Consider the following 21,011-nt stretch of genomic DNA (forward strand, 5'->3'; position numbering starts at 1 on the left):
TCCATTTTAGAAAGATATTATAAGATAATCCAGAATTAATTAGGTAAAAAACTTAAGCTTAGATAAAATCCCTTTGATAGTTTTCTCCTTATGGATTTAACCAACGAAAATAATAGCCTACCCCATTAAATATTTATAAAGTATTAGTCATTTTTAATGAATGATATGACTGTTCACAACATTAGTCATTTTTCCAGTATTGTATTGTTCACAGCTGTTCACAAGAGCGTTTACAGAGTTGTGAACAGTTGTACACGCTTGTTTACCAGAGACTTACACTTGATTTTCAAGATTTTTTTAAAATAAGTATATGTGAACAAAAATTCTTTAAAAGTTTTGAGGAATGTTGCTGAATGTTACAAATCTAAATTTTGTATTTGCTTTGGCTATAAATAAATCTGTCAGACTATTTTTTAGTATTAAACAATTCTATCAAAAGTCAAGATGACTTAATAAACTATGAGAGTGACCCGCTCATCCAGTTGGATTTTTGAATTAAGGTAACAACTCCTATGTTGTAAGCATAAATAGCCGCAGGAACAAAAGTAATATTCAGATTATCCAAGGTTCTATTACCTGTTTGGTCCATAGTCGTTACCAAAGTAGCCCTAAAATTATTTTGATTGCAAAAATGTAATAAGCTGCTTAATTCTTGTGGTTTATCAAAATAGCGATTACTCCATTTAACTTCAACACACCACTGTGGTTTAAATAATTTATTATCAATGAGAACAATGTCCACTTCACCTTCAGAGCGACCCATTTTCCAACGTGCATACTTTAAATCAAGATTTTCTCTGTGCATCCATTGAGAAAAAATAGCTGTTTCTACCATATTACCTGTCTCATTATCAGTTTCTTGTATTGGTGAAAACAAGGCAGTACGTAATGATGGGTTTGTTAGATATACTTTGAAATTAGTAATCCGCTTAAACTTCTTGGCATTATCGTCAATTTTATGAATGACCTTGATTAAAAAAGCTGCTTCTAAGTATTCTAAATACTTTTTGATGATTTCTTTTTGAATACCGCTATCTCTTCCTAATTTTTCATAAGAAAATTCATTACCTGAATTATAAGCTAAATAACTGAAAAAGCTATTTAGCTCCTGAACGTCTTTGATGCCGTATAAACTCGGGAGGTCACGTAACAAAACTTTATCAACAATATCGTTTTTTACGTAGCGTCCCATATCACGCTGAATTTTTTCAGACAATACTACTTCTGGATACCCTCCATAGTTGAGATAATGGAAAAACTCTTTATTCAAAGCCTTATTATCGTGCGTAGTAAAAAATGGTACTTCTTTTTCGTTATAAATAATAGACTTTGATTGTACTAAATGGTTTAAGCCTTTAAGATGTATATACTCATGGAAAGTTAATGGAGGTAACATGAAATCTGTAAACCTACCAGCACCGCTTTCTGTACTTTGTAATCGTAAAGCTGCTGCTGCCGAACCAGAAACGATAAACTTTGTTTTGGGATAAAAATCGACTAATACTTTGAGATGACGTTCCCAATCTTTCAGATATTGGATTTCGTCAAAAAACACAAAACACCCATCCAAACTTTCTAAATGGACGGCTTCTTTTGCCAGCAACAATATATCCTCAAGACCCAATTGCATATAAATAGGATTGTCGATACCAATAAAAAAGATTTTCTGAGGTGAAATTTTTTCTGTTATCAATTCTTGTATGGCATGAAACATCATAACTGTTTTGCCTACACGTCGTGGCCCCATTAAAACCACCGCTCTTTTTATTTCGGTTTCTTTTACAAAAGGATAGAACAAATCAAAATATAGTCTTTTGGACATATCCATGTACGTTTGTTGTACTTGACCCGTGAGCCACCAGGGGTTTTCGTATTGTAAGCGTTCTATTCTTTTTGATGTTGGAATAATATTATTATAAGCCATTATTTTATTTATTTTGATGTAAATGTAAAAATAAATAAAATAAAAAATGTTTATTTTAACAAAAAAGATAATTTAAGTTTAAAATAAGCACTATTGAAGGTTTATTTTACCACACTATAAAAGTACTATTAGCAAATACTAATTCTAAGCAATTATTACGATAGCCGTTTTTTTTGATTTTACAAGAGTAGCATTTGTTTATTGTAGTATGTGTAAAGTACTGAGAAAGTGATGACGCCACCTTTTTTATTTTTTAAGTAATACCAGCAACAAGTAAAGATGACTTCATAGAAAATTAAATTTTTTCTATGAATATTATTGAACTGGTCTATTCTTTCAATATTGTTTAAAATTCACATCATTGGGTACTGACTTCTTTATCAATAGTTGGTAAAATAAAGTGATTAAAGATAGTATTCTCTGTTTTAGTGATTTTTAATTTTCTGATTTTAGAAATGTAATTTCACAAGCTTTACAAAGACGTCTTTCTTGAATATATTCACTGATGTCATACCAACCTCCTGTTTTTTGCCAAATATCTAAGCCTCTGCCTAAAACTATTTTCCAGCCATTGTTTAATTGTATCGAACGGTCGTGTATATTTTCATCAAATTCATAAGAAAATATAATATCCATTGACGCTAATGAGTCTGTTATTTGATTAAAAGCTCCTTTAACTCCTTGTATAAAATCCTCATTGTTGCTGGTTGCCAAATGTAGCTTTATGGTTGATCCTATTTGTTTTTTTGCACAAATCAAACTTATCAATTCCATCAAATTTCGTAATTGATAAGGCAGACGAATGTAAGGATCTATAATGGTAATTGCTGTTGCATCTATTAAGTAGTCGCCAAAGAGATTATGGTATGAAATCCCAAGCTGATTATCTCGTATGATTTTTTGCCCTGCCAATAACTCTTTCTGCGAATTTTGGACACTTGATAATGTTGAATTTGATTCTGATATAACCTGTGTCGTTACTTCTTTGGATAAACCATATTCAATAACCTCCAGTGTTTCTACATTTACTTTTTGCTTAGTTTGTTTATTTTGATAACTAAAATCAACAACTTCAAAAGTATCGTCCATCTTTTGCAGCTGTAGTTTTACTCGTTTTCTACATTCAATGGCGAAGTCTAATAGCTCTTGGCACTCTTCTTGGCTCATCCCTCCAGCAGGATAAATAACTTTAGCTAAACCAGCAAACGTTTTAACAATCCCCGTTTTATCACGAGTGGTAATACTATCCGAAAGCTCAAAATATTGAGCATATTCATGGGTTCTGTCTTCTTTTCTAAGTTCTTTGAGTATTTCAGCAAGGTAATCTACAATAAATCCATAGTCAGAAGTGAACATATCATTTCTAAGTTTTTGTACCTCCCATCCCGGCAGATAGGCATGAATTCTATCAAGGAATGCTGTATCATAATAGTCTTTTGGAAGGGCATCAAATAAATTACTATGATTAAGCATATACTCAACCGTATGGTCTGTGTTACCAACAAATACCATTGAGGCTGAAGCACCATATACTTGTGTTCCTCTTGAAAAAGACTTATTAGCCATATAGTTCTTCATGATGTCCACCAAACCTCTGTCTGTATTCTTGCTTTTGCCTGCAAATTCATCGTAAGCGACTACATCCCAATAACCTACTAAACCGATTTCCCCAGAACTATTATTGACGAATAGTTTTGCTTTTGATACTTCGCCCCCAGAAATTAACATGCCATGTGGAGATAGTTCAGAGAAAATATGTGATTTACCTGTGCCTTTTGGCCCAAGTTCCATCAAGTTATAGTTGTTTTCAACAAAGGGGACTAATCGAGTGAGTTGTAGTAGTTTTGAACGGAAACTAAACTCTTCAGGATTCAGCCCCATCGTTTGTAGTAGCACGTCTATCCATTCTTCTTTTGAAAATGCTTTACGCCCTTCTTTGTATTCTTCTACATCGCCTCCTGCAATTTGTATTGGTTTTAGTGATTCAATAATCCAAGGCGTTCTATCTTTTTCGTCTGAAGATATATAAGCTAAAGTAAGGATACACCAAACACCACTTGATAATAGCTTTTGATGAGCCTTGATAATATCATCTGCAATGGGTACTCTGTTGAGTCCTAAATTAGCGAAATAGGCTTCATACTGGTCTTGTTTGTCATTGAGTTTTACCGATACTTTATCAATAATCCTATGAGAACCTTTTTCTCGAATGGTTGATTTAATTATCTGAGCTTCATCTCGATGAACAAAATGTTTGGCAAGTATATTCTTTACCGTTTCTACGCCACGAGAAATGGTTTCTTCATCGTCTGTAGCACAGTATTGTCCCAGCAGATATTCTAAGACATAAATCGGAACAATGGCATTGCCTTTTACCAACTTGGTTAGGTCTTTACGAACAACCTTTCCGCCAAAGTGTTCATTCAATTTAGAATCAAGTGCTTTCATCCTTAAAAATCGTCAAAATCGTTTGTAAACGAGATGTTTAATGTGTAGTAAAAATCTTTATAATGTTTCCATTTAGAAGTGTCCTCTAAAGGCTCTTCTAATACTAATTTCACTCGTTGATTTTTGTATTTATTGCTTGCTTTAGCACTTAGCTGAAAACTGTGCTTTACTTCTCTTAGCCGTTCAGTTCCTTCTTGTATATCAAAATTGTATCTAAACTGATCACTCAGCAATTCCCCATCTTCTGCATAAATACTCGCTCTTATAGTCCTTGCTAACACTTGTTCGCTTACTAATTCTGTTTGAATAAATGATACTGATAAAATATTCGTCGTAATTCTATCAGTTGATTTAATAATATCTACTTCTACCTGTGTTGTAGTGTTTTGTCGAATTTTGGTTATTTTAATCACGGGGATTATTATTTCTTGCATACTTACCCCTCCGTGAATAAACTTTGCACCTGCCCCCTTAATGCGTAAGCGATTAATAGATTTTGGTATCAATACATCAATATCTGAGGCAATCCCCAAATCAGCCCCTTTAAACTGTTTGGTTGAAGCATCATTTTTTAAATACTTACCAATCACAAACCTTCTGTTTTCCTTCCAGATTTCTCCTGAATGTGTCGATTCGTTATAATCACTTTCGTCTAAATCGCTATGCTGATACATAAAACCGTGGTCTGCAGTTACAATCATATTGTTGCCGTTCATGTTCGTAATTTTTTTAAGCATTTCAAGTAAGAAATGTATCTCATCGTCAACGGCTTCAAAAACTTTGTCTTCGCTAATTTTATCATCTCCAACTTTGTCTATTCTGTTGTGGTAGATATAAATAAGGTCGTACTGTTTTACAAAGTCTCGTCCTTCTTTAACGCTATTGAGTTTCATAAACTCTTCTGCTTTGATGGCTGTGGCTCGTATTCCTACATTTTTTTCAAGAATTTTTGTTCTGCCTTGAATACCACTACTTACAATGCTATCAGCCAAAACAATATCACTATTATCTTGAATACTGAGGCTTGAATGAGGTAGCAAAGAAGCCATACCAAGTTGCGTGTAGGAGGGAAGGCTACTGATAGCATGACCGATAGTAGCATGATAACGATTCTCAGATTGTAATCTCTTGCTGAGTTCTGCTCCACATTCATAACGGAAAGCATCTGAGATAATAACAAAAAGCCGTTGCTTTTTATCAATAATGGGTTTTACGTAGTTGGCAAAAAATCTTTTTTGTCCGCTTTTTGGCTCATTGGGCCAAGCTGATAATTGGTCAATAATAGCTTGCCAATTATTATTGTAAGTCAAAAGCCAATCGTTTGTATATACTTTTTCTACTTTTTCGGCAATGGTAGTTAAAATTCTATTTTGATTTGTTCTACGATAATACCAAATAAATTTTCGATAGCATTGATCTATTTCAAAAAGTGTATCAGCATATTGCTGTGTACTTGCTTCAAAACTGGTATGATTTACTTGCGAATATTTACGGATTAAACTAATCAATTCAGAGGCAAAGATTAAGCTCTGATACAGATTGGCTACTTCGTTGTACCAAAATTTATTTTCTCGCTGTTTTACATAGTACAATACCTTTTCGTTAGTAATATGTTCATTACTAATGGATTCTGATAATTCATGAATGATTTTCAAATCTGTTAAACGAAATAAATCATCTTGAATAATGTCCTCTATCGTTGCTTGATTTAGCTTATCCTCTACACTAATATCCACCGCTATTTTTTCTGATACTTTGGCAAAGTATTCTCTGTACAAAATAGTATCTTTCCAAAGAGATAAAATTAGCTTGGAATCTCTTTTTAGATTTGTTTTTTTGCCATATACAAAATGTGTATTGAAGACCTCTAACAGAAAATCATAAAGTGATGGATTATCGCTTTGATAGTGATATTGCTGTTTGATTTCTCCCCAATAAAAATCCTTGAGATTGTAGCGTTCTAAATCTCTGTTGTACTTCTCATTTCCATCTAAATAGGCAGCAGTGTAGGCATGAATGTAAGTGGTAAAACTGATATTTTCTGTACTAAATAGTACCGAAAGCATTTTATGGCGAATTTGCTTGTGGCTGTCTCTTTCCACAAGCAGTTCTTTTAGTTTTGTCCTGCGGTCTTTGGCTTTAAAAAACTCAAGGTGTTCAGTTACTAAGTCTTTGAAATGAGTATCTAAGCCCATTTCTTGCATAAACATAGCTTCTTGGTCGGTTTGGAATACATGGTGTGCAAGTTCCATATCCAATAGCCAATTGTCTTCGTGTGCTGGCTTTGGCCCACTGAAATAGAGTAAAAATTTATCTTTGGGTCTTTGTTTGTAGGTAATATATTTTACTTCAAACTCATTGCCTTGTACATGTATTTTTTCTACCCCAATTAAGGATATTTCTTGGTATTGCTCTAATAATTCAGATTTGGTATCGTACCAAAAAATAATTCTATGATCCTCAAATCGCTTTTGTAATACTTCTGCTATGTTGTTCATTGTCTTCTAAATCACCACTTTACCCAATCAAAGGCTTTTACTTTCTTTTGAGTTGCTTTATCGTTTAGTCCTGATACTTCTTTGATGGCTTTTCCCATTCTATTATAGTTTACTAATACGCCATCGTCGAGATTGATGGCTATTCGCTCAATCGCTAATGGATAGAGTATCTCTCTTTCGTATTCTTGTAATTCTAATAATACCAATTTGATTTTATCTTTTTCTTTGGCTGCTTTGGTCTGTTCTGCTCCGCTACCTGAGATTTCGATGTGTTCAAGGTATTCTACATGGTTTTTAAGTTTTTCTCGGTATTCTACCAAATAGTCATTTAAAATACTGTTGAGTGTATCTGGCGTATAGCGGTGCATATAGATTAGCACATTGAACGAGCCTTTTGGCGATGAAAACAACCAATAAATAGGACGCTTTTTGTAGCGTTTGATATGGTCATTGTAAAAATCTTTGGTGAAGTATTTCCGAATGTCTTTGCCCAAACATTCTTCTACATAAGCCAAGTTCCTATCAAAATTTTGTGTACCAAAACTGGCTTTTAAGAATGCCTTGAATCGTCCTACAATGTCGTCTTCAAACCATTCGTCATCCAGTATCGGGATGATATTATCTTCATCAGGCACAAACCGTAATTCGTTTAGGCTTTTACCTACTTCGCTTAAATACGTCTCAAGGCTCTCGCCTTGGTTGGCTAAAATAAGCCCTTGTTTATCAAGTGAATAACGCCCAAACATACAGCCCACAGCATAACTAACAAACTGTGCCATGATTTCGGAAGTATTAAAAACTAATTGCCCGTTTTGAATACTACTTTCGTCTTTTAAAATAGTAATTTCTTCTAAAGGTACATCGGGTGTGAGTTCATCTTGCAGACCGTAAATGTCTATAAATTGGCGGTTAAGTTCTTCTTCGTTGCGGTGCAATTCATAAAACTTATTGCCCCAATAGGCTTTAAACAAATCTACACTTTCCTCCAAATCTTGCCCTTGTAGTCTGATTAATTCATTTTGCTGAAACCCTAAATTAACTTCATTTGCTTCCCAATTCATTTTGGAGATATCAATAGAACTATTAACCTTTATTAAGATATTTGATGAATCTATTTCTTTATAAGGAACAATACGAGAGATAGAGCCTGCGGTATAGTCAAGGGTTGGAGATATAATAGAAATAATATTATAAAATACTTTGCTATTAAAGAAAGCAATGAAGTATTTTACTTCGTTAGAATTATCAGTTTTAGAATATATGCCAGGTCCTTTTTGATCCATTATTACTCCATCAGAAAAAAACCTACAAGTGAGTTTACCACTTGTGAGTGAAGACCAACCTCCAAATGGTCTAAAATAATAATTACTATTTCTAACAACTGCTGATTTATGAGTTTTTATTTTCTGTCCATTATTCTCCCATAGAACAACATGCTCTTGATTTCCATACCATTTCCTAATTCCTCCCCCTTTGTGATACAAAAACCATTTGGAATTTAGTCTATCAATACAAATTTCATGTGAAAATCTAAGGAATCTTATATTATCACCAGTTTGTAAACCTCCAACTGCATCTCCGAAGGTAGAAATTTTACTTAATTCAAATATACTACGAACTTTTTCAGATGCCCAATAACCAATTGGACTTCCTGGTATTTTCTCAAAATCTTGTTGGTCAGCTCTATAAAACCATCCACAATCAGGGTTTTGTATCGCTTCTAGGGTTTTGGGAGCTTGGTTTTCTTCTCCTTTGAATTCAGAGAGACGAATATAAGAACCTTTATAATCTTTGATATATTGATTTCTTAGGACGAAGCTTGCGATTGGAACAACTGCTGGTCCAAAGGCGTTGTATTCAAGCTGTACCAATGTTGAAATGGTGGTATTAGAAATAATAAAAGAACGAAGTTTTTCATAAGACTGAATAAACATCCAAACATAAGGGCAAATAAAACCTATTAACCCATCTTTTTTTGTAAAATTACTCGCTTGAATAATGAAACAGGCAAACAAATCAGCTTTGGTATCATTATATTCCTTTTCAACGTAAGATTTTAAAGAATCTTCCATATAAGAAGAGTTGAGATATGGTGGATTTGTAACCACAATATCATATTTATTCGCTAGAAAAGTCGCTTGTTTTTTAATATGGGCATCTGTTTGTTCGAATAAAGTATTTTCATCGACATTTATCTGGTCAATCTCTTCTGAGGTTATTTTTATAAGCGAACCTAGCACTTTAGCATTCTCAAACTTAGGGTGGTATTTAGAATTTCTGTAGGCTATAATATTCGGTTCTATATTTTTTCTAAAGAATCTACGGTAATATTTTCGTGCTTTCATCATTAAGGCAAAGCTCGCAAGCTGGGTAGCTCTATCATCAATATCAAGTCCGTACAGGTTCTTAGTTAAAATCAATTCTGGAATCATTGATGGGTCGTACCCCTCTTCCTCATATATTTTGTAGAAAACGTCGAAAGCATAACACAATACATGAGCAGAACCTACACAAGGGTCAAAAAATTTAATTTCTTCAGGGGAAACAGATTTACGTTTTTGTATCAATTCTTCATTGACAGGCTTTATATAGAATTGTAGCTTGCTTGTAATTTGCGAACTTTGCTTTATTTCACTCCAATATTGCCCAAGTGTGTTATCCACCATGTATTCAACTAACCATTTTGGTGTAAATAGTTGTGTCACAGGTGCAATTTCATCGGCTTTATACTTTTTCTTAGCATTAATTAGTTCATCTTTTTTCTCTGAAATATAAAACTGATAGAGCCAGCCGATGATTTCTACTTCTTGACAATCCTCGTGGCTCATGCCAGTACGAATATCATGCACTACTGAAAGAGCAGAAGTTAAGTCTTCGGGTAAAAGCAATTCCGTATAATCTTCGATACGTTCAAACAAGAACGGGAAAGATTTATGCAAATGATTACAAGCCCCAATGAGTAATAATTGATAGGCTTCGTTCTGAGGGTCATTACTGGGAATTTTACCATCGAGCAAGTCATAGATTTTCTGGCTATTCACCAAAGGTCTGCTTCCCTCCAATAATTCTTCGGGAATATGTCCTTGTTTGGCTTCATCCAATAATTCAGGAAGTGTATAAGCGTCCTTTGGCGTGATGATACGAATATTCAAAGGTTGATATTCGTTTACATCCATAAAGCGTAAAGCCATCAAGCGGTTAAACCAAGTATAAGTAACCTTTTCGATGATTTGTTCTTCGCTTGTTTGGGCGATAGCCTCCCTCAATTTTTGTATTTGTGTAGCCTTTTCACGTAGAATTGGGGAATCAGTATGGAGTACAAAATCAAGGCGAGCTTTGATTTGCTGCATCAGTTTTTTTCGAGTTTCCTGAGCGAATTTTTTTAAAGCGTTGGTATTCATTGTTGGGTGTTTTGAGTAATAGATTCTCGTTTACGGTTATTGATTGGGCTGCTGTATAATTTGCCAAAAGCCTACCTTATTAGAACCTTCACGCACAAGTAAATTCACATCCCTGAGTATTTTAAAGTCTTTTTCGATACTTTATATTTATCCCTTAGTTATCCCGTATTTATCCCGTAATTAACCCGTATTTATCTTGGAAGGAAGCAACGTTTTTAGTTAAATCAGTATTCATGCTGTTATAGAGTAATGCGTTTAGTCTCTTTAATTTGTTGGAGATATGCTTCTCGGAGTGCTTCAATGTAATCATTTACATCTTCAGCAGTTTTCAGTTCAGATTTAGCATAATGAACCTTGATGGCTGAAGTTCTTACATAGTGAGGTTTCGGCTCTTGTACTCCTGAATCCGAAGGAACAACAGGCGTAGATAAACGTATCATCTCATTGAGCTGGCGAGGGAAAATAACCTCTAAGGTTCTACTTTTTGCATCACGAATATTAGCGATAAAACGCTGTTTTCTTAACTTGTCTATTTCCTCTTCTAAAGGACGAATAATTTGGTTTTGTTTTGCCGAATCCAAAGCAATATACTCATCTTTAAGACGTAAGTCTTCAATCTTAGCATGAATAACAGTGATTGCTTTTGTTTTTTCCTCATTAATTCTTTCTAATACTTTTCTGCTTAAATCATCTTTTGCAGTTTTAGCCTCCCGAATCAAGTTCCCTGAATAAGGTTTAGGATGATTGAGTAGGTCACGAAGTGTAGCCAGTTCTGTTCCTTCAATATATTCAAAATTGGAAGTATCACTATCCAGCATAGTACGGATAGACTGATAGATAGAAGCCTGCTCGCCATTGATGAATTTTTTGATAGGGTCAAACAAGTCTTCTTTTGCATCTAATAAATCATCAGAAAACTCTTTGAGATTAGATAAATAGAAAAGATATTCCTTTTTGCTTAAAGTATCTAATATGTTTTTAAAGCTTTCTAAGCTACTCAAAAAAGGGAATATAGATTTTTTAGCAAGAAGCTCATTCACCTGTGTGAGCGTTTCTTTAAGTTTTACTCTAAAAGCGTTAGCCACCTCTTTGGCATCGTGGGCAGGGTTATTTTCGTCAAAAAAATCAGCGTGAGTTTGTTTAAGTGCTTTTACTAATTTTGCATCTACTTCAACTTGAGTTTCGATTAAAGTAGAAAGATAAAAAGATGAATTAAGCAAGGCTTGTGCTACCTGTTCATCATCAAGAATATTGGCATCTTTTCTGATTTCAATTTTCCCTCTTTTATAGAGTCTGGCTACCATTGTCCAAATGGCATTTTGGTACCATCCATAAGGTTTTTTGGAGAAGATAGTTTTTAAATCATTTAAGGAAGTTCTTTCAGATTGGTTTTTACGTCTATTAATAGCCGTAAGTATTTCTCCTTCTGCTTCAGAGATTGTATCGTTTTCAATGCCCGAAACTTTTAGTTGATTAGCTTTAAGAGTAGTTTTAAAAGATTCTTCACTGTAAAAAGTAGCTCCCAACATACGAAGATTAGGATAAACAATTTTTATCAAATCTTGGAATGCATTGACAACAAGAGTCTTTCCTTCTGTTGTAGGAGACATTTCCAGCTTTCGCCCATTCATCATCACTGTACTTGCAGCTAAATCTTTATTAGCCATTAACTTCAAGGTACGCTTACGTATGGCATTTTGTGTACCCTTTTCGTTGAGAATACGTTTAATAGTATCTTTATTAGTAGTAGATTGAGTTTGTTTGATATATTTATTTGTTCGGATATACATTTTAATATCCTTGATAAACAGCGGATTAGAAGGAAGGATGACTTTCATGCCAGCTCTACCCATAGTCTGTGCTAAAATTAGAGATTCGTTACTATAATCATAGAAATTTTCTGTGATGATTTCTATTTCTAATTCTTTTTCTCTGCCTAATATAATACCATCTATTTTACTTGTAAACTCATAATCTTGTTTGTTATCAAGGTATCTTAGTTTATTATCACTAATAATCTCATCAAAAAAGATTTCTTTTAAAAGGTCTGTAACGGCTTGATCATCAATATCTGTATTTTTGATTTCTTCTTCAATGTCTTTTTCATCGTCGGTCAAAAACTCATATATATCACCATTGCGTTGTACATAACTCTGTTGTTCTAAGAGATTTAACGCTTCGTCAATATTTTTCTCATGTAATTTTAAATCAATATTAATACGATTAATGAGCAATACAGAGATATTACGTCTTGTAGTTTTAAAATTGCTAAAGTATTTAACTAAAAAAAGTGTTTTTAGTACCTGAATAGCCAAAGCATTATTCAAATTGCGTTCAGCAAGTACAATTGAACTTTGTATCTCACCTCTTAGTTCACTACGAATACCATCGAACATCATATCGAAACTGACCAATGAGGAATCATCTTGATTTTCGATTTTTTTAATTACCTGTTGGAAAACCCCCAACATAGATCTTTCACCCACAGAAGCGTGTTTTCCTTGAAAAGCATTGTGGGTAGAAAGAGCTCTACGACATTGTTGGAATAAATCAAATTGATAAGGTACAAATGGAATTTTATTGGCAAAATCAAGTGCATTTTTATAGCCTTTCAATTGTATTCCGACATCAGAAAAACTTAATAAAGTATCAAAATGAGCATGGTCTTTTTGATAAATATTTATATGGTGTTGCTGTGCCAAGTTATTTTTTTTCAACAAACGCTTTTCTATCACTTCATCTACATTGGCAGAGGTTAATGGAATTTTAATGGAGAAACGGGCTTGAATTTTTGAAAAGTCATTTTGTTGGCTTTTATTCATATCACCAACTACTTTTTCCATATCCTCTTGAGAAGTAACTAAAATCCAAGAACGTCCATTAGTTTTAGTAGCCAAAGTTTCGGCAATGGTTTGTAGGTTCAGCATCAATTTCGTATTGTCGCTGATATATTGTCCGACTTCATCTACAAAGAAATTTAAGCAAAAACCTTTGGGTTTGAGTTTGATATAGTCTAAAACTCTCTGACAGAAATTTTCAATAGACTGTTTATGTCCATCTTCAAGCGTATCTAAAATATTTTCATATTTAGCGGCATCAGTATTATTAATTTCGGCTAATACTTCAGCAATTGCCTCCGTGACTAAAGGATCAAAATAATCCATTCTTGCTTCTTCCCACGAAGCTTGGTAAACACCACTAAATTTTGCTTTAAAAATTTGATATTTTCCTTGTTTATCAAGCCACATTTCAAACTCAGCCACATGTGGTTGAAATCCATAATAGCCAATATGATCATAAAAAACCTTATAGAACACCGAAAGAATGGCATTTTCGTCAGCTTTACTGGTAATTTGAGCTTGCTGGTCAATATTGAAAAGAATAGATTCAGATGGAATTCTTGTAGCAGAATGAATATCGCCTTTAAGAATTTCATCATCTTCTATTTTTGCGGCAAATACGTCTCCGCTCTTCAGACCATTAAAATCCTTGTTTTCCAATACATACGAAAGGATTTTTAGCAAATGAGATTTACCACTTCCAAAAAAACCAGAAATCCAAACACCATTCGCCCCTGCATAGTTATTATAAGCCTCGAAAAAAGTTTTGATTTTGGTTGCAATCTCTTTGGTAATGACATACTCTGATACCTCGGTAGAAATATTTTCTCGGTCGTCAGCCTTAATAACAGTTTCGATGGTTCTGTTAATATCATTTTGAAAATAGTCTTTAATAATCATCCTTTTACTTCTATGTTTTCAATGTTATACGCTCTGTAGTAATTATCTTCTTTTAATAGCCCAAAAGGATTTAATGAGTGACCATTGTACTCCCCTGGGAAAAATGCTATTGTTGGTGCTTGTTTAGCTATATTCTGGAGATTATTGAGAATATTATGAGATCTAATAAATGGAAATACAAGCCCAATACCAGTCATAAAGTAAACGTTTGCATTTGACTCCTCGATCTTCGTTTTTATTAAGGGCATTAGTACCTGTTGCATATTTAAAGTTGATTGTAGGGCTCTCAGAAATTTATCCTTAGGTTTTGTTTTTTCTATTTGTAGCATTCTTTCAACACCCCCCTTTTTTTCTAAAATTTCACAAGTCAATTCATATAAGTTCAATTCAAGTATTTTTATACCAGAATTCTCTAATTTATTAATTAACAGTTTAATAGATTCTTTTATTTCTAACTCTTGTTTCGCATTGTATGCTGATATAAAAAAGGGGATTTCTCCGCCTAAAGATTCTCTATTGAGAAAAGTTTGTGAAGAGATTACTTTATATAAATGGGTAAACTGAGTACTTATATCTTTCATACTAAATCAATGCTATTTTTTATATCTGTATCGCTTATAAGTAAAAATTTAAGCCAATTAGGGTTATCATTAATTACAGCATTTAACAGAGATGAATCAATAATTTGAGGCTGAATACATTTATTTTTTATAGAATCTATTAAGCCAACTTGTTCTAATATTTTAAAAGTTACTTGCTTGATTTTCTTTTGTGTCATTTCAGTTAGTGAATCCATTTCAGGGTGCATTTCATTCTTTCTTCTATAATAGGATAAGAATTCACCTTCTGAAACATGGTAGTCAAAAATCAAGAGTTTATCTCGTAGAACCTCTATTACAAAGTCTCCAATAAAGGGGTGGCTTTTACATACAGCAATAAGAGAAATCTGTTTTTGTGCTGTTAAGCTACCATTAATTAAGATGTCCAGCTCTTCTTCTGTTAATTGTGCTACTCTTTTCCTTAGTTCTGAAAATATTCTTTTACCCGTTGAGGCTTTACCAGAACCTAACTCATTTGTATAGTCTATCTCTCTTTTATCGTTGAGTGCTTTGGCAACCAATATCATCTCTTGTAATCTCAGAGAAGCCGCCGTAAAAGTGAAATCGTACTTTACATTCATTTCAATCATCATTATTTTATTAAGCTTTGTAATGGGGTATTCAAAAGAGTACTTAGTTTTTCTAAATGTTTTTTGTGAGGGATACTTTTCCCTTTTACCCAACTACTAAGAGTAACTTCGCTAACCCCGAGTTTTGCAGCAAGCCATTTTTGTTTAATTCCTTTTGACTGTAAGAGTTCTTTTAGCATAAATACTTTAAAAAAAATTAAAGTTTGTCTTCGCTGTAAAGTTAGAGTATATATTCAGAACTTAAAATTAACGATTGTACATTTTAATAAGCTAAGGAAGGGTAAAATATCTAAAAAGGGGGAAATTTGTTTTAAAATTATTGTAAGAGCATCCAATGGGATAAAATTTTAGTCCAATCAAACGGACGTTTATTTATACAATTTATCCATTTTTATAATTTCCATAAAAAAGCTTCTAAATAACCTTAAATTGTATAAAATACTTGTATAATAAACAAAGTATATTTTTGAGAATTTATAGATGAATAAGTATATACAAACAAAAAAATATATACTTGTGTATATATTAATTACTACCAAATAAGAAAGACAGAAAACCAGGATTCTCTTTGAGGCAAGGATAATAAAATACAACATCATAGAAATAGAACTGATGCTTAATCGATTTAGTGGAAAAGGGGGCATAATACTTATTTCACAGATGGCTCAGGTGAAGAAGGTTTTTAAGTTTTAGTTTTAATCAAAAGAAAGAGCTGGTTTGCTATTTTTTAAACAACGAAAATTATAAGATATGTAAATTTGTTACCAAGTTTTAAGTGATTTCCAATGGAAATTGTTAAAGAAATTGTCTCTGAGCAAAGAAAGAGAAAATAATAGAACAGTATTGTGTATTGATATACAATCCGTTAAAATAGCTCTATTTATCAGTGAAGACAAGGGAATAAATATTGATGGCAATAAGTATTTACGAAGGAACGAGTCTTTCGAAGACACACAAAAGGCTAAGCTGGGGTCGTACTCGACAAAGATAATAAAGTCGGCTGAATCATGGATACTGCTAACAAATTGCCAAATAATGCTGAAGAGAAATTAAAATTTGACCAATATAGTTTTTAAACATCTTATAAAAAACATTTTGAATCTAACTATGAATAGAAGGTTGAAGTAATGCAAAAGCCAGTATCGACGATAGGACTTGTTCCTCAAAAGAATCGTTGGTAAGTTAAAATTAGACCATCAATGGGTGGCTTTGGGTGAGCCTAATTTTAGACGAAGATTATTCAGAGATATAAAAAAATAATATTTTCTAAGGAAATTATGCTTTAAAATTTATTTGTTGATAATCAATATGTTATAGCTTAAAAGTAAGGTCTTGAACGATTTTTTAGGTTATTAACAATCCGATTAAAATCCCGTAAAAAAGATGGGGAAGTTTCAATTTCGGAGTAGTTTATTTTTAATAAATATTCACTTAACGATATTAAACTACAATTCAACGATTAAAATTGAAAAAGGTTGGTATTATTACTTTGTTTGCAACTACCCCAAGTATAGTCATTAAAATTTAATGCTTATTTGTCGTTTGAAAAGTTCAAATTAAATCTAAATGAACTACTTCATAAGGTGTCAATAAGTTTAACATACATTTTGTCTAACAACTCATAAATTAGCTAAGTATGCCATTCGATTGTCATTAAAATGAAAACTTAGTTTATAGAGTGTTTCGATATTTGTATAAAAGAAAACTTATCAATCTAAGAATAATTATGAAAGTTGTAATTTTAGCGGGAGGGTTAGGTACTCGACTTATGGAGGAAACTGAATCTCGCCCCAAACCAATGGTAGAGATTGGAGGGAAACCGATTCTTTGGCATATCATGAAAATTTATGAAACTCATGGTTTCAATGACTTTGTTATTTGTCTTGGGTATAAAGCTCAATTAATTAAAGAATACTTTTTGAATTATTATTTGTATAATTCAGATGTGACGATAGAACTTGAGAGGAACAAAATAGATGTACATTTTTCTAATTCAGAGTCTTTCAAGGTAACATTGGTAGATACAGGTTTACATACCAATACAGCAGGAAGAATTAAACGAATTCAGAAATATATTGGAGACTCAACTTTTATGTTGACTTATGGGGACGGAGTTTCAGACGTAAATATTACCGATTTAGTTACGTTTCATAAAAAACACGGGAAATTAGCAACTTTAACAACAGTTCAAAGTCCGAGTAGATTTGGAAATATAGAAATGGGAGATAATGACAATATACAGCATTTTGTAGAAAAGCCTCAGTGTGATGGCTTGTGGATAAATGGAGGTTTTTTTGTTCTGGAATCTGGGATATTTGATTATTTAGATGAAAATTCTGATAATACACAATGGGAGAAAAAGCCCTTAATTGATATTACATTAGATAATCAACTCTGTGCATATAAACATTACGGGTTTTGGAAGCCCATGGATGCACTTCGAGATAGAATAGAGTTAGAACAACTATGGAATAGTGGACAAGCAAAATGGAAAATTTGGTAAATTGTTTAAATGGGAATATTGAATATTTATAGCGATAAAAAAGTTTTTTTAACTGGTCATACTGGCTTTAAAGGTTCTTGGTTACTAACGTGGTTGCATGAATTGGGGGCAAATATAAAAGGATATTCTTTAGCTCCTGAAAATGAACAGGATTTATACAACCTGATTGATGGTAATAGTTTTTGTAAATCAGTTATTGCAGATATAAGAGATAAACAACGCCTGCAAGATGAACTTACTGTATTTCAACCCGATTTTATTTTTCATTTAGCTGCACAACCTTTGGTTAGGCCATCTTACCAAATTCCTACAGAAACGTTTGAGATTAATACACTTGGAACTGCTTATTTATTAGATGCAGTTCGTAGTTTGGAAAAACCTTGTGTTGTTATTATAATAACCACCGACAAAGTTTATGAAAACCAAGAATGGAACTATGCTTATCGTGAAATAGATAGATTGGGGGGATATGACCCTTATAGTGCAAGTAAAGCTGCGGCTGAAATAGTAGTAAGTTCATATAGAAAATCATTTTTTAATCCTGATAGCTATAATGTTCACCAAAAGGCTCTTGCTTCAGCCCGTGCAGGCAATGTAATTGGTGGTGGTGACTGGGCAAAAGACCGCATCATCCCTGATATTGTTCGGGCTTTACAAGCAACCACTTCTATAAGAGTTCGTAACCCAAATGCAGTAAGACCTTGGCAACATGTATTAGAGCCAATAAGTGGCTATTTACTCTTAGGTGCAAAATTAGCAATAGAGCCTATTAAATATGCTACGGCATGGAATTTTGGGCCTTATATGGCTGATACACTTACAGTAGGCGAAGTAGTAAATAAAGTGATTAAAATTTGGGGGGAAGGTGAAGCCGAAATTAAACAAAATGCTAATGCTCCACACGAAGCCGGTTTATTGATGTTAGATATAAGTAAATCAATTAATGAATTAGGTTGGAAGCCAAAGTGGAATGCCAAAATAGCAATCGAAAATACTATTAAAGCATACCAATCTTATACCTATCAGACAATAATTGAACAAATAAATACCTACCAAATTAAGGATAAATGAATCTAATAAATTTCCAAAATATTGATGATAATCTTGAGCAACAGTTAAGAACAATTGCTCAACTTAAAACCAAACAAGAAATCGTAGCAGGCATAAACTATATTCCTGTAACTGGAAAAGTTGTGAATGGTGATGATATTTTATTAGGGATTGATTCACTTTTGGATGGTTGGTTGACCACGGGTCGTTTTGGTAAAAAGTTTGAATATGAGTTTGCTAAATATTTTGGATCTAAGTCTTCATTACTGGTTAATTCAGGGTCATCTGCAAATTTAGTAGCCTTCTATGCACTTACTTCACCAAAATTAGGTGAACGACAAATTAAACCTGGTGATGAAGTTATTACTGTCGCTGCTGGATTTCCTACCACAGTTAATCCTATAATTCAATACGGTGCTATTCCTGTTTTTATAGATATAGATTTACCTACCTACAATATTAAAGCGGAGTTAATTGAAGAGGCCATTACGCCTAAAACAAAAGCGATTATGCTTGCCCATACGATGGGGAATCCCTTTAATTTGGATGTAGTGATGGAAGTAGCTAAAAAGTATCATCTTTGGGTAATTGAAGATGATTGTGATTCACTTGGAGCGACATACAAAGGGAAGAAAACGGGTACTTTTGGCGAATTAGCAACGGTTTCATTTTATCCTGCTCACCATATTACAATGGGCGAAGGTGGTGCTGTTTTAATCAATAACTCTAAACTAAAAATGCTTGCGGAGAGCTTTAGGGATTGGGGAAGAGATTGTTACTGTGCCACTGGACAGGACAATACTTGTAATAATCGTTTTGGTTGGCAGTTAGGTAATTTACCAGAAGGTTATGACCACAAGTATATCTACTCGCATGTCGGGTTTAACTTGAAAGTAACCGATATGCAGGCGGCTATCGGTTTGAGCCAACTCCAAAAAGCTGACCAGTTTGTAGAAAAAAGAAGAGAGAATCATCAATTACTTTATAGTAAAATGAAAGCTTTTGAAGAACATTTTATTCTGCCTGAAGCGACATCAAATAGTGAGCCAAGTTGGTTTGGTTTTATGCTTACTTTGAGAGATACAAGTCCTATCAAAAGAAGAGAATTGATTCAATATTTAGAAAGTAATAAGATTGGTACACGATTACTTTTTGCTGGGAATTTGACTAAACAACCTGCCTATGCTAACATTAAGAAACGAATCGTAGGGGATTTGACGAATACTGATATTGTGATGAATCGTTCGTTTTGGCTTGGTGTTTGGCCAGGGCTTAATGAACAACATTATGATTATATGATTGATGTAATTAGAAAATTTCTGAGTAATTAAATGAAAAAAAAAGCCATAATTACAGGGGGAACAGGTTTTTTAGGAAAAGCCATAATTGAAAAGCTCATTAAAGCCAATTATTTACTTTTTGTGTTAATTAGAAAAGAATCTAACCTCAGTTTTATAAATCATTTATTACCTTGTTGTAAATGTATTTATTATGAAACCCTCCAAGACAAAGAACTTTTAGTTCTTTTAGAAGATGCAATGAATACTGATTTATTTATTCATTGTGCATGGAAAGGAGTGAGTAATATAGAAAGAGACCAAATAAGCCAAATTACCTATAATATTACACTTACAATAGACGCAGTAATTTTAGCAAATAATTTAAAATGTAAGAAGTGGGTTGGAATGGGGTCTCAAGCTGAATATGGTATAGTAAATGATATTGCATACGAAGAAACAACACCAATTAGTCCATTTAGTACTTATGGGAAATCTAAAGTAGCTTGTTACTGGGCAGCCTCCGGACTATGCCAAATTTTTGGATTACCTATGTTGTGGTGCAGAATATTTTCTTTGTATGGAATAAATGATAACCCTAATACTTTAATCTCGTATCTTATTCAATCATGCCTAAATAGTACTTCACCATCTTTAACCAACTGTGAACAAAAATGGGATTATTTATATGTAGTAGATGGAGCGGAAGCCATAATTAATTTGTCAGAATCAAATGAAAAAGGTGTTTTTAATATTGGATCAGGAAAAAGTGTCGCATTAAGAGAGGTTGTCAATTATATTAAAAAGCAAATAAATCCTCATCTATATGTAGGTTATGGACAAAAGTCTTATGCTGAAAACCAAATAATGCACTTAGAAGCTGATATTAGTAAATTGAAAAAAGTTACTAACTGGAAACCAGTTTTTGACCTACAAACTGGATTATCCGAAACGATAAATTATTACCTCAAGAATTAAAAA

General features: G+C 33.2%; 12 protein-coding genes. 4 read left to right on the forward strand and 8 right to left on the reverse strand.

Annotated features, from left to right (window positions below; genetic code table 11):
• Positions 1–457: 457 nt before the first annotated feature.
• The 8 genes from VB248_RS18490 to VB248_RS18525 form a co-directional block, all read right to left on the reverse strand.
• The gene (locus VB248_RS18490) at positions 458–1,924 is read right to left on the reverse strand and encodes an ATP-binding protein (protein ID WP_323298304.1); all 1,467 of its coding nucleotides are present in this window, start codon (positions 1,922–1,924) and stop codon (positions 458–460) included.
• Between the two features lie 435 nt (positions 1,925–2,359).
• Positions 2,360–4,372 carry a BREX system Lon protease-like protein BrxL gene (gene brxL, locus VB248_RS18495; RefSeq protein ID WP_323298305.1) on the reverse strand — a complete coding sequence of 671 codons (2,013 nt, stop codon included), beginning with the start codon at positions 4,370–4,372 and terminating at the stop codon, positions 2,360–2,362.
• Positions 4,373–4,374: 2 nt separating this feature from the next.
• A complete protein-coding gene (gene pglZ / locus VB248_RS18500) occupies positions 4,375–6,870 on the reverse strand; it encodes a BREX-1 system phosphatase PglZ type A (protein WP_323298306.1) in 2,496 nt (831 codons plus the stop codon).
• Between the two features lie 11 nt (positions 6,871–6,881).
• On the reverse strand, positions 6,882–10,271 hold the full coding sequence (pglX, locus tag VB248_RS18505; protein WP_323298307.1) for a BREX-1 system adenine-specific DNA-methyltransferase PglX: 3,390 nt from the start codon (positions 10,269–10,271) through the stop codon (positions 6,882–6,884).
• 239 nt (positions 10,272–10,510) lie between these two features.
• The gene (gene brxC / locus VB248_RS18510; RefSeq protein WP_323298308.1) at positions 10,511–14,011 is read right to left on the reverse strand and encodes a BREX system P-loop protein BrxC; all 3,501 of its coding nucleotides are present in this window, start codon (positions 14,009–14,011) and stop codon (positions 10,511–10,513) included.
• The gene (locus VB248_RS18515; protein ID WP_323298309.1) at positions 14,008–14,592 is read right to left on the reverse strand and encodes a DUF1788 domain-containing protein; all 585 of its coding nucleotides are present in this window, start codon (positions 14,590–14,592) and stop codon (positions 14,008–14,010) included. The genes brxC and VB248_RS18515 overlap by 4 nt, the downstream gene beginning before the upstream one ends.
• Entirely contained in the window at positions 14,589–15,203 is a 615-nt protein-coding gene (locus VB248_RS18520) for a DUF1819 family protein (RefSeq protein ID WP_323298310.1), read from the reverse strand. The genes VB248_RS18515 and VB248_RS18520 overlap by 4 nt, the downstream gene beginning before the upstream one ends.
• Positions 15,203–15,379 carry a helix-turn-helix transcriptional regulator gene (locus VB248_RS18525; protein WP_323298311.1) on the reverse strand — a complete coding sequence of 59 codons (177 nt, stop codon included), beginning with the start codon at positions 15,377–15,379 and terminating at the stop codon, positions 15,203–15,205. Before VB248_RS18525 ends, VB248_RS18520 begins: the two co-directional genes overlap by 1 nt.
• A gap of 1,547 nt (positions 15,380–16,926) precedes the next feature.
• Here VB248_RS18525 and rfbF point away from each other — a divergent pair.
• From rfbF to VB248_RS18545, 4 genes are read left to right on the forward strand one after another with little or no spacing between them, the layout of a single operon-like run.
• The gene (rfbF, locus tag VB248_RS18530; RefSeq protein WP_323298312.1) at positions 16,927–17,703 is read left to right on the forward strand and encodes a glucose-1-phosphate cytidylyltransferase; all 777 of its coding nucleotides are present in this window, start codon (positions 16,927–16,929) and stop codon (positions 17,701–17,703) included.
• Positions 17,704–17,712: 9 nt separating this feature from the next.
• Positions 17,713–18,774 carry a CDP-glucose 4,6-dehydratase gene (gene rfbG, locus VB248_RS18535; RefSeq protein WP_323298313.1) on the forward strand — a complete coding sequence of 354 codons (1,062 nt, stop codon included), beginning with the start codon at positions 17,713–17,715 and terminating at the stop codon, positions 18,772–18,774.
• Positions 18,771–20,084 carry a lipopolysaccharide biosynthesis protein RfbH gene (gene rfbH / locus VB248_RS18540; RefSeq protein WP_323298314.1) on the forward strand — a complete coding sequence of 438 codons (1,314 nt, stop codon included), beginning with the start codon at positions 18,771–18,773 and terminating at the stop codon, positions 20,082–20,084. Before rfbG ends, rfbH begins: the two co-directional genes overlap by 4 nt.
• A complete protein-coding gene (locus VB248_RS18545; protein WP_323298315.1) occupies positions 20,085–21,008 on the forward strand; it encodes an NAD-dependent epimerase/dehydratase family protein in 924 nt (307 codons plus the stop codon).
• Positions 21,009–21,011 lie beyond the last annotated feature (3 nt).

The organism is Arcicella rigui (genome assembly GCF_034929435.1).
Classification (GTDB): domain Bacteria; phylum Bacteroidota; class Bacteroidia; order Cytophagales; family Spirosomataceae; genus Arcicella; species Arcicella rigui.